Source organism: Dellaglioa sp. CoH-56-MRSF-12 (assembly GCF_056782075.1).
The window spans coordinates 1-14033 of the sequence record NZ_JBXAYD010000006.1 but is presented as its reverse complement, the minus strand read 5'-3'; the positions used below and the strand labels follow the sequence as shown (position 1 = coordinate 14033).

At 34.5% G+C, this 14033-nt stretch carries 12 protein-coding genes, 4 tRNA genes and 1 rRNA gene; 3 read left to right on the top strand and 14 right to left on the bottom strand.

Translation table 11 applies throughout. The features are described from left to right. Positions 1 to 6 precede the first annotated feature (6 nt). The 3 genes from AC1RPY_RS06605 to AC1RPY_RS06595 all read right to left on the bottom strand — a co-directional run bounded on the left by AC1RPY_RS06605 (position 7) and on the right by AC1RPY_RS06595 (position 5167). A complete protein-coding gene (locus tag AC1RPY_RS06605) occupies positions 7 to 2661 on the bottom strand; it encodes a cation-translocating P-type ATPase (RefSeq protein WP_481761873.1) in 2655 nt (884 codons plus the stop codon). A 202-nt stretch (positions 2662 to 2863) separates the two neighbouring features. Continuing rightward, the gene (gene nadE, locus AC1RPY_RS06600) at positions 2864 to 3691 is read right to left on the bottom strand and encodes an ammonia-dependent NAD(+) synthetase (RefSeq protein WP_481761872.1); all 828 of its coding nucleotides are present in this window, start codon (positions 3689 to 3691) and stop codon (positions 2864 to 2866) included. Between the two features lie 12 nt (positions 3692 to 3703). Continuing rightward, entirely contained in the window at positions 3704 to 5167 is a 1464-nt protein-coding gene (locus AC1RPY_RS06595; RefSeq protein WP_481761871.1) for a nicotinate phosphoribosyltransferase, read from the bottom strand. A 160-nt stretch (positions 5168 to 5327) separates the two neighbouring features. Here AC1RPY_RS06595 and AC1RPY_RS06590 point away from each other — a divergent pair, with 160 nt between their 5' ends. Next, a complete protein-coding gene (locus AC1RPY_RS06590; RefSeq protein ID WP_481761870.1) occupies positions 5328 to 6074 on the top strand; it encodes a WecB/TagA/CpsF family glycosyltransferase in 747 nt (248 codons plus the stop codon). Between the two features lie 41 nt (positions 6075 to 6115). Here AC1RPY_RS06590 and AC1RPY_RS06585 read toward each other — a convergent pair whose 3' ends face one another. The 8 genes from AC1RPY_RS06585 to AC1RPY_RS06550 form a co-directional block, all read right to left on the bottom strand. Further along, a complete protein-coding gene (locus AC1RPY_RS06585; protein WP_481761869.1) occupies positions 6116 to 7345 on the bottom strand; it encodes a NupC/NupG family nucleoside CNT transporter in 1230 nt (409 codons plus the stop codon). Between the two features lie 154 nt (positions 7346 to 7499). Beyond that, positions 7500 to 8201, bottom strand: coding sequence for a GntR family transcriptional regulator (locus tag AC1RPY_RS06580; RefSeq protein WP_481761868.1), 702 nt, complete (start codon positions 8199 to 8201; stop codon positions 7500 to 7502). 25 nt (positions 8202 to 8226) lie between these two features. Next, positions 8227 to 9354 (bottom strand): N-acetylglucosamine-6-phosphate deacetylase, encoded by a 1128-nt coding sequence (nagA, locus tag AC1RPY_RS06575; protein WP_481761914.1) that lies wholly within the window; start codon positions 9352 to 9354, stop codon positions 8227 to 8229. Positions 9355 to 9427: 73 nt separating this feature from the next. Beyond that, on the bottom strand, positions 9428 to 10225 hold the full coding sequence (gene proC, locus AC1RPY_RS06570; RefSeq protein WP_481761867.1) for a pyrroline-5-carboxylate reductase: 798 nt from the start codon (positions 10223 to 10225) through the stop codon (positions 9428 to 9430). A gap of 113 nt (positions 10226 to 10338) precedes the next feature. Beyond that, a tRNA-Gln gene (locus AC1RPY_RS06565) sits at positions 10339 to 10410 on the bottom strand. Between the two features lie 14 nt (positions 10411 to 10424). Further along, positions 10425 to 10508: transfer RNA gene (locus AC1RPY_RS06560), tRNA-Tyr, on the bottom strand. A gap of 66 nt (positions 10509 to 10574) precedes the next feature. Beyond that, positions 10575 to 11399: a metallophosphoesterase gene (locus AC1RPY_RS06555; protein WP_481761866.1), complete on the bottom strand. Its 825-nt coding sequence runs from the start codon at positions 11397 to 11399 to the stop codon at positions 10575 to 10577. 60 nt (positions 11400 to 11459) lie between these two features. After that, complete coding sequence (locus AC1RPY_RS06550; RefSeq protein WP_481761865.1) at positions 11460 to 12917, bottom strand: peptide MFS transporter; 1458 nt, start codon at positions 12915 to 12917, stop codon at positions 11460 to 11462. A 193-nt stretch (positions 12918 to 13110) separates the two neighbouring features. On the opposite strand from AC1RPY_RS06550, the gene AC1RPY_RS06545 reads away from it, so the two are divergent. Together AC1RPY_RS06545 and AC1RPY_RS06540 are read left to right on the top strand one after the other, a co-directional pair. Beyond that, positions 13111 to 13326 carry a transposase gene (locus AC1RPY_RS06545; RefSeq protein WP_481761913.1) on the top strand — a complete coding sequence of 72 codons (216 nt, stop codon included), beginning with the start codon at positions 13111 to 13113 and terminating at the stop codon, positions 13324 to 13326. 93 nt (positions 13327 to 13419) lie between these two features. Continuing rightward, positions 13420 to 13548 (top strand): transposase, encoded by a 129-nt coding sequence (locus AC1RPY_RS06540; RefSeq protein ID WP_481761864.1) that lies wholly within the window; start codon positions 13420 to 13422, stop codon positions 13546 to 13548. A 58-nt stretch (positions 13549 to 13606) separates the two neighbouring features. On the opposite strand, the gene rrf is transcribed toward AC1RPY_RS06540, so the two are convergent. From rrf to AC1RPY_RS06525, 3 genes are all read right to left on the bottom strand, one after another. Beyond that, a 5S ribosomal RNA gene (gene rrf / locus AC1RPY_RS06535) occupies positions 13607 to 13722 on the bottom strand. Between the two features lie 39 nt (positions 13723 to 13761). Then, positions 13762 to 13834: transfer RNA gene (locus AC1RPY_RS06530), tRNA-Thr, on the bottom strand. Between the two features lie 5 nt (positions 13835 to 13839). Continuing rightward, positions 13840 to 13911: transfer RNA gene (locus tag AC1RPY_RS06525), tRNA-Glu, on the bottom strand. Positions 13912 to 14033: the final 122 nt, after the last annotated feature.

The window sequence follows — 14033 nt, the reverse complement described above, 5'->3', positions numbered from 1 at the left end:
TTCCTTTTATTTATTTTTTCTGAATAATCGTTGGCCAAGCTTCACAATTTCAACAATCACAATAATTGAGAATGATCCCGCTAAAACAATACCCCATTGATACATATCTAAATGGCTAACATGGAACATTTTATTTAATCCGGGGATTAAAATAGTTGCTGCGAGCAACGCAAATGATGCCAAAATTGACCAATTAAACGTCACATTTTTAAAGATATTACGGTTGAAGATTGACCCATGGATTGATTTAACATTGAATGCATGGAATAACTGAATTAATCCTAATGTTGCAAAAGCCATTGTTAAAGCATCTGCATGAATTAATTTATCACCCATATGAACAGGATACGTTAAAGCCAACCAATAAACAAATAATGTTATAGCCCCTTCTAAGATACCTTGATAAATAATACTTGGCATCACACCACCAGAGAAGAAGTTTGATTTACGTCCACGTGGTTTTTGATCCATCAATCCTTTTTCAGCAGGTTCTACACCAAGTGCAATTGCGGGAAATGTATCTGTTACCAAGTTAATCCACAAAATATGGACTGGTGCCAAAATACTCCAACCCATCATTGTCATAACAAACAAGGTTAATACTTCACCTAAGTTTGCAGAAAGTAAATATTGAATTGATTTTTGAATATTAGAAAAGACTTTTCGTCCTTCCTTAACAGCAAAAACAATTGTCGCAAAATTATCATCAGCGAGAACCATATCTGAAGCACCTTTAGATACTTCAGTTCCTGTAATACCCATCCCAATTCCAATATCAGCCGATTTCAAAGCTGGCGCATCGTTCACACCATCACCAGTCATAGCAACCACTTGATTCTTTTTCTGCCATGCTTTAACAATTCGCACTTTATGTTCAGGCGATACCCTTGCATATACAGAATATTGTTCAACCTTATTTTCAAATTCTGAGTCTGATAAATCATCTAATTCAGAACCAGAAATAATTGCTTCATGTTGTCCAGCTTCAACAATTCCTAATCGAACTGCAATAGCTTCGGCAGTATCGCGATGATCGCCTGTAATCATCAAAGGACGGATCCCGGCTTTCTTAGCTTCGCTAACTGCAGCAGCAGCTTCTGGTCGCTCTGGATCAATCATTCCAACTAATCCAGCAAAAATCAAATCATTTTCCACAGTTTCTGAATCTAATACCGCTGGAATTGCAGGCATTTCACGATACGCGAATGCTAACACGCGTAATGCTTGCGTTGCCATATCATGATTATTAGTCATAATATAATCTAGCTGTGCATCAGTTATCGGTTTAATTTCGCCATTTTCAATATAACGTGTTACCCGTTTTAATAGTTGATCGGGAGCACCCTTAACAGCAACAAAAAAAGATTTATCCTCATTTTTTTGAATTGTTGACATCAATTTACGTTCTGAATCAAATGGAACTTCAGCAACTCGAGGTTCACTGCTTAATAATGCATCCACATCTAATCCATGATCTAAATGATATTGAATTAGAGCCGTCTCTGTTGGGTCACCAATTAAATTGCCCTCAGATGTTTGTTTTGTGTCATTACTGAAAGACATCACCTGGTATAGTGGACTTTCTAAATTTGTTTCCACCTTATCGGCATCTAATAACTCATTATTTATAAATATTTTTTCAACAGTCATTTGATTTAACGTTAATGTACCCGTCTTATCTGATGCAATAATGTCAGTACTACCAAGTGTTTCAACTGCTGGTAATTTTCTAACAATCGCATTTCTTTTTGCCATCTTTTGTGTTCCAAGTGCTAAAATAATTGTAACAATAGCTGGTAATCCTTCTGGAATTGCAGCTACAGCTAATGAAATCGCAATTAACAACATATCAATGACACTATTATCTCCATTTTGTAGACCAACGAAGAAAACAATAACAGCAATAATTAATATTAAAATAGTTAATGTTTTACCTAATTGGTTAAGATTATCTTGTAGTGGTGTTTTCATTTCATCGGCAGAATTGAGCATTCCTGCAATACGTCCAACTTCAGTGTTCATCCCTGTTCCAACAACGATTCCTTCACCACGCCCATAAGTTACATTACTATTCATAAACGCCATATTATGGCGATCGCCAATACCAGCATCTTCATCATTTAATAAATTTAAACTTTTATCAACAGGTACTGATTCACCAGTTAAAGCAGATTCTTCAATTTTAAGAGAAGCAATCTGTGTTAAACGTAAATCTGCTGGAATAACATCCCCTGCTTCAAGTAAAACAATATCTCCAGGTACTAAATTTTCACTTTTTACAGTTTCAATTTGCCCATTTCGTTTTACATTTGCGTTAGGTGTCGACATTTCTTTTAACGCATTAATTGCCTCTTCAGCCTTAGATTCTTGAAAAACACCGAATACAGCGTTTAAAACAACAACTAACATGATGATAATTGCGTCCACAACTTCACCTGATGATGCCGCAATTAACGCAGCCACAATTAAAACGATTATCATGAAATCTTTAAACTGATCAAAGAATTTTTGTAATATTGTTTTACGTTTACCTTCTGACAACTGATTCAATCCATACTTGTCTGTTCTTTCTTTAACCTCTTGGGTTGTTAACCCTGCCAAATCTGTCTTTTGGCCTGCTAAAACTTCGTCAACTGATTGTGCGTAAATCCTTTTTGTCATAGTAATCCTCCTTATAATAGTTTCACAAAATACAAAAAAAGACCTATGTATGTTGCAGAACTTTAAACATACATAAGTCTCACTATTTAAGGCAATACCAGAAAAAGAACTTTCTTGTTGGTGACATTGCCGCGGATAACCGCCAGTTACTCCCCTATGATTTCTTTAATTATAACTGAAATGAAACAGCTTACGCAACTATTTACTTCCAAAAAGAATCATAAACAGTAATTGGCAGATGTCGTTTGTGTTCTGTCTTTAAATACCAATTTTCAATTTTATCACTAATTTCTTTTGAAACTACCTTTCCTTCAAGATAATCATCAATATTATCGTAAGTAACTCCTAAGGCAACTTCATCAGGTAGCGCTGGACGGTCTTCTTCCAAATCGGCTGTTGGTACTTTTAAATACAGATGTTCCGGCGCATTTAACGAAGCTAACATCTCTCTACCTTGGCGCTTATTCAAACGCCAAAGTGGTGTAATATCAGCACCTCCGTCACCATATTTAGTATAAAATCCAGTAATTGCTTCTGCAGCATGGTCAGTTCCCACAACCGCACCTGACTTTGCCCCGGCAATCCCATATTGAGCAATCATGCGCTGACGAGCTTTGATATTACCTTTATTAAAATCAGAAATTTCAAGATTGTTTGCCATTAAGCTTATTACCATTTCATCGGTAGCACCTTTAATGTCTACACGAACCACTTGATCTGCCTGCATAAATTTTATAGCATCTAATGCATCAGATTCATCGGATTGATTGCCGTATGGTAGTCGAACTGCAATAAATTGATAATTGCTATCACCGGTTTCTTCACGTAACTCACGAATAGCCTGTTGTGCTAAATACCCAGCAAGTGTTGAATCTTGTCCACCAGAAATTCCTAAAACTAAAGATTTTAAAAATGGATGTTTCAATAAATAAGCTTTCATAAAATCAATACTCATACGAATTTCTTCTGCAATATTTACACTTGATTTCACTTTCAAAGTTTCAATAATTTTCTTTTGTAAGTCAGTCAAGATTAACACCCCTTATTTAATATTATTCATATTATTTCTAATTTTTTGGATGATAGCCATCTTATTATCATAAGCTTTTTGTGATAAATCGACAGGGTAATCTTGTGGATTTAATTCACGTTTATATTCTTCCCATAACCCATCTAACTGAATTCTTGAATACTCTCTAATAGCATCCAATTCTGGCTGATTATAAACCAGTTCACCTTCAACAAATATATCTTGTAAAATTGGTCGTGCATTATAGTTAGTTACCAACTTATTAATATAGGTATACTGCTGATGGAACATATAAAGTGAGTCTTGTTTCTGAGGTTCCTCATCCGATAGTGCAATGTAATCTCCTTCAGTTTTACCATCAACTTTATTAGTAATACGCCATACTTGTTTCTTACCTGGTGTTGATACTTTTTCTGCATTATTACTGAGTTTAATTGTATCAACCATTTTACCATCGCCACCTTCAATGGCTACTAATTTATAAACTGCACCTAAGGCGGGTTGATCATAGGCAGTTATTAGTTTAGTTCCAACGCCCCAGACGTCAATTTTAGCTCCTTGCATTTTTAAATTAGTAATTGTTTTTTCATCTAAGTCATTTGAGGCATAAATTTTAGCTTCTGTAAATCCAGCTTCATCTAATTGTTCACGAACGCGTTTCGAAATGTAAGCCATATCCCCACTATCAATTCGTACGCCGGCAAAATTAATCTTATCACCTAACTCTTTAGCAACTTTAATTGCACTTGGCACACCACTTTTTAACGTATCGTATGTATCAACTAAAAAGACACAATCACGATGCGTTGTTCCGTAAGCCATAAAAGCATCATAGTCATCTCTGTATGCTTGAACTAATGAATGCGCATGCGTTCCACTGATAGGAATACCAAATATTTTACCTGCTCGGACATTACTAGTTGCATCAAATCCACCAATATAAGCTGCACGTGTTCCCCAAATAGCTGCATCAAATTCTTGTGCTCGTCTTGTACCAAATTCTAACACACCATCATCTCCGGCTACAGCTTTGATACGAGCTGATTTTGTTGCAATCAATGTTTGATAATTAATGATGTTAAGTAATGCCGTTTCTACTAATTGACAGTCTGCTAAAGGACCTTCTATTTGGACAATGGGTTCGCCGTTAAAAACAACTTCCCCTTCAACAGCTGACCTGATTGTGCCACGAAAATGAAAATCTTTTAAATAGGCAAGAAAATCATCTGGATATCCTGCCACTTCTCTTAAATACGCAATGTCTGTCTCTGAAAATTTTAAATTTTGAATATAATTAATAGCTCGTTCTAAGCCTGCAAAAATCGCATAGCCATTAGAAAATGGTAAATTTCTGAAGAAAACTTCAAATACAGCATTTTGATTATGAATATTTTTTTCCCAGTAAGTTTGGATCATATTAATCTGATAAACGTCCGTATGTAACGTATAGCTATCATCTGGGTAATTTTTTACCATGATGTTTCTCCTTTAAAATGAATGCACTACTAGAATTTTTTCCAGCACACAAATTATAATCTACATTTTACCATTTTTTCCGTAATCCGTCATATTCAATACTTATTTTAAATTTATCTTCTGTTATAATGAGACAAAGTTTAAAAAGTGAGGACATATTATGCCAAATAAATTTAAAAAAACAAAAATATTAGATATCGAATTTATTAATACAACTAATGACGCTTTTTTAACTCAGATAGCGACTGATTCGATAGCTCATCTAAATCGATTTATCGTGACAGCCAACCCAGAAATTGTTCTATTTGCACGACAACACCCAGATTATAAAAAGATTCTTAACCAAGCTGACTACGTTACACCAGATGGTATTGGTATTATCAAAGGCGCAGCAATTTTAGGGACTCCAATGCCCGAACGAATCACTGGCTATGATACTTTAATGAGCCTGCTTAAATGGGCTAATAGTCATCAAAAATCAATATACCTAGTTGGTGCAGCCGAAACGGTCATCCAAAAAGTTGCCAAAACGATTAAGTCTGATTATCCAAACATTAATTTAGTCGGATTTCATAATGGTTATTTCAAAAATGATCAGGATATTGTAAGTAACATTAAAATATCTCAGCCTGATTTTGTTTTTGTTGCAACAGGTTTTCCAAATCAGGAGGAATTTATTCAGCGTAATCGCCAAGTGTCTGATAGTATCTGGATGGGTGTTGGTGGTAGTTTCGACGTTCTAGCGGGTACTGTGAATCGTGCGCCACAATTTTGGCAAAATCATCATATTGAGTGGCTTTATCGTTTATTCCAAGAACCGACTCGTTTTATTCGAATGCTAGCTATTCCACGTTACTTATTACTAATATACAAAGAAAAATTTAGAGGACATAAAAAAAAGAACTAAGAAATTAAAAATTTCTTAGTTCTTTTTTACATATTGTTATATTACCAAACGAAAACGCCAACCATACCCGCTGATAATAATGAAACTAGAATACCAGATAATAGCATGTAACCAACGTTTCTTGCGATAACATCATTTTTTTCTTTATCCACAATTCCTTTGAAACAACCAATAATCATTCCAATTGTTGAAAAGTTTGCAAACGATGTAACAAAAACAGTTAAAACAGCTTTGTAATGAGGTGCAAATGAGTTAATCGTACTTGATACTTGTCCCATAACAACAAATTCATTTGTTACTAATTTTGTACCCATGTAACGTGCTAATTCGAAAGCATCTGAAGGATTGAATCCCATTAACCAAGCAAATGGGAACATAATAATACCTAAAATATTTTCAAGTGATAAATTTGGATTAACTAATCCAAGAATATTATCAATCAAGGCTGCTAAAGCAACGAAAGCAATAACATTTGCTGCAATAATCAAGACTAACTTACCAGCACCCAAAATTGAATCACCCAAGAAAGCGAAAAAGGGTTCTCTTTTATTATCTGATTCAGAAGTTTCTAAATCATTTGAGTTACTACCTGTCATTTCAGCAATAGTATCTTCTTCTTCTGTTACTTCAACTGGATTTAAAATACTTGTTATAATAATAGCATTAATAATATTAATTGGAACAGCTGTTAAGATATATTGACCTGGCATCATTGTTGTATAAGCACCAATGATTGAAGCCGTCACACAGCTCATTGACATCATTGCCAAAGTTAAGTTCCGTTCTGATTTCATTAGTTTCAACTGAAGGCTTGAAACAGCTAATGCTTCAGTATTTCCCAAAAACATCATTTCTACTGAGAAAAATGATTCAAATTTTGGTTGGCCTGTAATTTTTGATAACCCACGGCCAATCCACTTAATAATAAATGGAAGAACGCCAATGTACGTTAAAATATCAAACAATGGCACAATCATAATAACTGGTAATAGAACACTCATGAAAAATCCCATATCAGTTACTTTAGGCATAGCGGGTACCATAAATTGAATACCTTGATATGCGGCCTGCATTAGCCAATTAAACCCATTAGCCGCGCCTTCTACAAGATCACGTCCTAATGAGAATTTTGTTAAGAACCAAGCTAAAAATAAATTAATAACGACCATAATTGCGATTGATTTCCAATTGACTTCTCTCTTTTTCTTGGAAAACGCAAATGCAACTAAAATAAAAATGGCAACACCGAAAATATTAACTAATAAATACATATCTTAAAACCCCTTCAGATAATTTATTTTTTGCTCTTAAATAATATAGCGTTATCTCAAATTGATGTCAATCGAACAGATTTCTCAAAAAAAAAATTACTCTATCTCATCCATTGATATGGTTGAAAGAGAGCAATTAATAATTTCTTAAACTTTATTTTTCTAGATAAAATTCAAAGCGATTCCCTACATATTGTGTCCGAACATATTCAAAAGGTTCACCATTTTTCAAAAAGCTAACTTGACGAAGCCTCAAAATCGCTTCACCACGCTTGATTGATAGATAATCCGCTATGCTTTCAGCAGCTGACATAGCAGACACTGTCTGTTGTGCCCCTCCCAATGTTAAATTGGCTTTTTCTTCCAATGTTCGATATAAAGAGCTCGTAATTTCAGTTTTACTATAACCCTCAACTAATTTATTAGGAACCGTAGCAACTTCAAAACAAATCGGTAAACCATCAGCATAACGAATTCGTTCCATTCGTAAGACTAGTTCGCCATCGATCAATTGTAACTTTTCAATTTCACTTAATGAAGGCGTTGTAACATGATAAGTGATCGTCTTACTTGAAGCCACTTTTCCCTGTTCAGCCATTAGGTCAGTAAAACTAGTCACACCTGACATCTTTTCTTGAACCTTCTTACGAGCAACGTAGGTTCCATCACCAACATGACGTTCTAGAATACCTTCATCTACCAAGGTTTGAATTGCCTGTCTAAGCGTCATTCTGCTGACACCAAATACAACAGCAAGTTCACGTTCAGCCGGAATACGATTGCCAACTTCCCATTCACCAGATTCAATTGTTTTTTTCATTTCATTATGAATTTGAATATATATGGGAGATCCCATTAACAATTACCTTCCTAACCTTTTATTAAAATTTACGTCCAAAGCTATATGTGCTTTCTAGTTGCATGTTAGCATCAAATAAGTTCATATCAGCATCTTTTCCGATTTCAATAGCACCTTTTGATGTTAAATTGAATTCCCTAGCTTGATTGACAGAACTCATCAATACAGCTTCTTCGATACCACAACCAGTAAATTTCATAATATTTTTAAATGCATCTTGATATTGTAAAACAGAGCCTGCTAAATTACCAGATTCTAATCTTGCTTGTTTGTCTTTAACAATAACTTTTTGCCCGCCAAGTTCGCTTAAGCCTTCAGGCATTCCTTTAGCACGCATCGAGTCAGTAATTAATTCAATACGTTTAGGTCCTTTTAAATCATAGGCTAGTTTAATCATATCTGGCACAATATGAAAACCATCAGCAATAATTTCTGTATAAATATTATCCTCTAAAAATGCATGTCCAGTTACACCTGGTTCACGATGCTTAAATTCGCGTTGTGCATTGTATAAATGAGTGACATGACTTGCTCGAGAATGTTTCATTTCTTCGCGAGTAGCGTTACTATGGCCCACTGAAGGTACGATACCATTCTTGATACAATACTCTTCAAATTCAGGTGACGTTTTATGTTCCGGTGCATAAGTCACTAATTTGATCATATGTCCTGATAATTCATTCCATTTATCAAATAACTTTGTATCAGGTGCCTCAATATATTTTTCAGGCTGTGCGCCTTTAAAAACAGGAGAAATAAATGGTCCTTCAAGATGAATTCCTTGAATAACAGGGTTCACTTCAGCGGCTTTTTTGATACCAACCATAGCATTAGCAATATTTTCATGTGATTGGGTCATTGTCGTTGCGAAATAAGTCGTAACACCTTCGTGAATCATATCGGTAACCATTTCATTAATTTGTTTAGAATCACCATCCATAGCATCAAAACTATATCCACCATGGCTGTGAACGTCAATAAATCCAGGAACAATAATTTTCCCTTCTACATCTCTAACCTCATCAGAGGCTAAAGCTTTGTATTCGCTCATTGGCCCCATTGCACTAATTTGTTTATCAAATCGAATATATGCATCTTCAATTTTTTCTGAACCCGTGTAGATAACTGCATGTTTTAAAACAATACTCATCTTATCCGCCATCCCTTCAATTTATAAACTTAGTATAATCGGTATAGACCAAAAAAACAAGGTCATATCAAATTTAGTTTTTGTCTTTAGCCACAGTTGCATCAACTGCTTTAATAATAGAATTCATAAATCCAGCCTCTTCCATTGCAAGCAATCCAGCAATAGTTGTGCCACCCGGAGATGAAACCTCATCAATTAATTTCCATGGCACTTCATCAGTAGCTAAGACCTTTTTTGCACTGCCTAGTACAGCTTGAGCAGCAATCTTAGTTGCTTTATCTTTTGGTAAGCCATATTTAACGCCTGCACGTGCAAGCGTATCAATAAATAAGTAAATAAATGCTGGTGAGCTACCAGCAAGAGCAACAAACGTGCTAAAATCGCGTTCAGCAATCTCCATCGTTTCACCAATAGTATCAAATAAATCAGTACCTTGTTTCATTTGTTTATCTGTCAAAATATCATTACCGACTAACGCAGTCATACTTTCGGAAACCGTTGCGTTAACATTTGGCATTGTTCTTAAAATACCAACTGAATGATTATCTAATTCTAATTCAATTTCAGAGATTGAAACACCTGATACAATAGAAATTAGCATAGGTTTGTATTCCTTCACTGACTCTTTAATTTCTGCTAAAACCATACCTAAGACAATTGGTTTAACAGCAAGAAAAACAACGTCAGCCTCACTAACCACCTGAGCATTGCTACCTAACGCTGTAAAGCCATTAGCTTCAGCATAAGGTACATAGCTGGACTCTCTTGCACTGTGTACCAAAATTTCTTTTGGCGCGATAAATTCTGCTTCTACTAAACCTTCAATAATTGCTCGAGCCATATTACCAGCTCCAATAAATCCAATTTTCATAGTTTCCTCATTTCAATTATTATATTTAATTACTATCTCCATCATACCGCAAAAAAAAATAAAATAACAAATAAAACAAAAAAGCAGATACCTAAGTATCTGCTTTTAGCTAGTTGGGTTAGATGGATTCGAACCATCGCATGACAGGATCAAAACCTGTTGCCTTACCGCTTGGCTATAACCCAATATTATAAAATAATGGTGGAAGAGAGTGGATTCGAACCACCGAACCCGAAGGAGCGGATTTACAGTCCGCCGCGTTTAGCCTCTTCGCTACTCTTCCATATCAGCTTTATCCGACTTAACTATCATACAAATAAATGGATTAAAAATCAAGCTTTTTTTTCAATTATTTTAAATTAATTATTTGTAACGTAAATTTCCACTCATCGAAGAACGTATTTTTCGTCCATTCGTTATATTTTTTCCGCCCATATCCCACTGGCTTCGTATAATACGTCGTTTCATTAATTTGAATAGGATCATGTTTGATATGGAGGTGCCCAAATAAAACTTTTTCTACTTTATAGTATTCTAACAGATCTCCCATCTTTTGACTACCTAACATGCCGTTTGCAACGTTCCAGAAACGATTATCATTATTAATTTTAATATACAATTCATTAGGTACAAAATGAGTCATAAATATTATTTTTTTATTTAATTGTTTCGCATCACTCAATAATTTTTCAGTTTGTCTTAAACTTAATTTAAATCTCTCGACATCTGGCATTGGTTGAACAATTTTACGATCGATCCAATAGTTTGTTTTCCAATGTAGCATTTCTTTATCAGACCGTTTTAGCTGTTTTGAGTAACTGTAATCGTACCATCCATTATTACCTATAATACGCCATTCAGTGCCGGAGATATCCAAATATTGATTATGGAGATAAGAATCATTCACTACACTTTCTAGCTCATCAAATGTTATATTTTTAACCATGTCATGGTTACCTGCAATAAATAAGACAACAATTTTATTATTTAACTTTCTTTTCAGTCTAATAATATAATCAATCGTTTTATTAAAATCATTAAATAAATCTCCTGTAATAAGATAATACTCAATATTTTTCGCTAATAGATAATTTACTTGTTCATCAATAATTATATCCACATCAACTTTATTAATATCAAAGTGATTATCACTACTAGTTGCAATAATTGTCATGTTTCCCTCCAAAAAAAGATATGTTAATTAAAATTAACATATCTTTCATTAAAAATCTATTTAATTAACGCCTTCCATTAATTTATGAATTCTTGGAATAAAGAAACTCAACATAATACCAAAGGCAACAGTAATTCCACCAACTACAGCAAAGTACATTGATTCAGTAGCGGGTGTGTATAACCGAACAATTTGTGAATTCAATGCTTGAGCAACAGCATCACTCAAGAACCAAACACTCATCATTTGAGATTGAAAACTTTTTGGTGCAAGTTTAGTAGTAATTGATAAGCCAACTGGAGAAACCAAAACTTCACCAAGCATAACCATCATCCAACTTGCAACTAACCATAATGGGCCAACTTTAGTATCTGTTCCAAAAAGAACACCAGGGAGCATCATCCAAAGGAAAGATGCTCCAGCAAATACTAGACCAATTGAAAATTTAGCTGGAGAACTAGGTTGTTTCGATCCTAATTTAACCCATAACCAAGCAAATATTGGAACATAGATTAATATGAATAACGGATTCATACTTTGAAAGAAACTAGCTGGGAAAGTGAACCCAAAAGCACTTAACTGCGTTCTAGTTGACGCAAACATTGCTAAAACAACTGAACCTTGTTCTTCAATTGACCAGAATAAGATACTGGCAATAAATAACGGAATATACGCTGTAAGTCTTGATCGTTCAATTTTTGTTGTTTTCTTACTTGTTAACATCATTGTAAAGTAATAGACAGGGATGATAACTGCAAGAATTGTGATTAAAAGAATGACATTCGTAATATTTAATGATTTAAATAGGAACATGATAACTAAAATTAAAGCTAAAGCTATAACACCGATTGAAGATTTTTTAAGAATAGTTGATAATTCGTTAGGTTGAATAGGGTCATTAGGATATAAACTATCTTTTGTTAAATATTTTCTTCCGTCAAAGTAATATTGAACTAAGCCGAAAAACATCCCAATAGCTGCTAATGAGAATCCAACGTGGTAATTATATTCTTGACCAACCCATCCAACTAGCAACGGTGCAATCAAAGCACCAATATTAATCCCAGATACAAAGATACTGAAACCAGAATCACGTCTTGGATCCTTACTATTGTATAATCCACCAACCATTTCAGAAACATTAGGTTTTAACAACCCTGTTCCCAATACGATTAACGCGATAGATATGAATAAAGCAACTGATTTAAAGGGTGTTGCAAGAACAATATGTCCTAGCATTATTAGTATTCCACCAATAAACACTGTTTTTCTACTACCCCAAAGGCGATCACTAACGAAACCTCCAATGACACCTGATAAATAAATTAATGATCCATAAATGGACATAATTGACATGGCTGTAGCTTGATTATAACCAAGCCCATCCACTTCTGAAATCATATAGTATAAAAGAATTGCTCGCATTCCGTAATAACTGAATCGCTCCCACATTTCTGTAAAAAATAGTGTTGATAATCCTCTAGGATGACCAAAAAAGGCCGTATCTTTATTTTTCATGGACTTCCTCCGATATAAATCTAGTATATGTATTTTAATGCATTACACATTATACAATGTATATATATCAATAGTCAAATCAAATTTTTACTTATATCTCATCATTTACTACTTGTTTTATCATTTAACGTCTTTCTAATATGTGAAAAATTTTATATCCATTATTAAGTAATAGTGTAACAAAAAATGCTCTATAGTATCTGCTATTTTTGCTAGAACAATCTATCAAGTGACTAAGTATTTTATCCGGTTCATTTTAGAAGCACGCGAAAACGTTAAAGTAATCGTTACTTATATAAACTATACGTATCCCAAGTTTACGAGAACTTTGTTATTCCCGAACGCCATAGTTGTTTACGATCAATTTCACATTTACAATGCACTTATGCATGCATTTAATAAAACTTGAATTCAATTTTTTAAAAAAATTGTTTACTCATTTTAATTTAACATGAAGACTATGTGAAAAACGCTATTAACTATCCTTATTCTAATAGCCTACTTGAAGGAAGGGACTAACAATAAATTGAAAATTATTAAACGTAATGCCTACGGATTTAGTGATTTTAGGAACCGTGTTTCCTTTGTAATGAGAAATAAAACTATAAAAAAAGGTGTTGTCACTTTGTGACAACACCTTTTTTTATATTCAGCAACGGTCGTAAAATTTTATTGTTTTATTTTTAATAGCATGGCAACGTCCTACCCTCGCAGGGGGCGACCCCCAACTACTCTTGGCGCTAAGAAGCTTAACTTCTGTGTTCGACATGGGAACAGGTGTATCCTTCTTGCTATCGCCACCACACTCTTTTACTACTACATAAAACAATTTTGCAACCACTAATGCCGGCTGCAGGAGTCGAACCTGTGACCCTCGGTTTACGATACCGATGCTCTACCAACTGAGCTAAGCCGGCGAAAATGACCCGTACGGGATTTGAACCCATGTTACCGCCGTGAAAGGGCGGTGTCTTAACCACTTGACCAACGGGTCATATACATAAAAATGTGTTAATCAGTTAGATTAGCACATTTTTAAATTTATTATTAGCATGGCAACGTCCTACCCTCGCAGGGGGCGACCCCCAACTACTCTTGGCGCTAAGAAGCTTAACT

Coding starts and splice junctions, on each gene's coding strand:
- nagA (WP_481761914.1), bottom strand. CDS start 9,354: ATGAGTATTGTTTTAAAACATGCAGTTATCTACACGGGTTCAGAAAAA.
- proC (WP_481761867.1), bottom strand. CDS start 10,225: ATGAAAATTGGATTTATTGGAGCTGGTAATATGGCTCGAGCAATTATT.
- AC1RPY_RS06585 (WP_481761869.1), bottom strand. CDS start 7,345: ATGTATTTATTAGTTAATATTTTCGGTGTTGCCATTTTTATTTTAGTT.
- AC1RPY_RS06605 (WP_481761873.1), bottom strand. CDS start 2,661: ATGACAAAAAGGATTTACGCACAATCAGTTGACGAAGTTTTAGCAGGC.
- AC1RPY_RS06595 (WP_481761871.1), bottom strand. CDS start 5,167: ATGGTAAAAAATTACCCAGATGATAGCTATACGTTACATACGGACGTT.
- AC1RPY_RS06550 (WP_481761865.1), bottom strand. CDS start 12,917: ATGAAAAATAAAGATACGGCCTTTTTTGGTCATCCTAGAGGATTATCA.
- AC1RPY_RS06555 (WP_481761866.1), bottom strand. CDS start 11,399: ATGACAATTATTGCAACTAGTAGTGATAATCACTTTGATATTAATAAA.
- AC1RPY_RS06580 (WP_481761868.1), bottom strand. CDS start 8,201: ATGGGATCTCCCATATATATTCAAATTCATAATGAAATGAAAAAAACA.
- AC1RPY_RS06590 (WP_481761870.1), top strand. CDS start 5,328: ATGCCAAATAAATTTAAAAAAACAAAAATATTAGATATCGAATTTATT.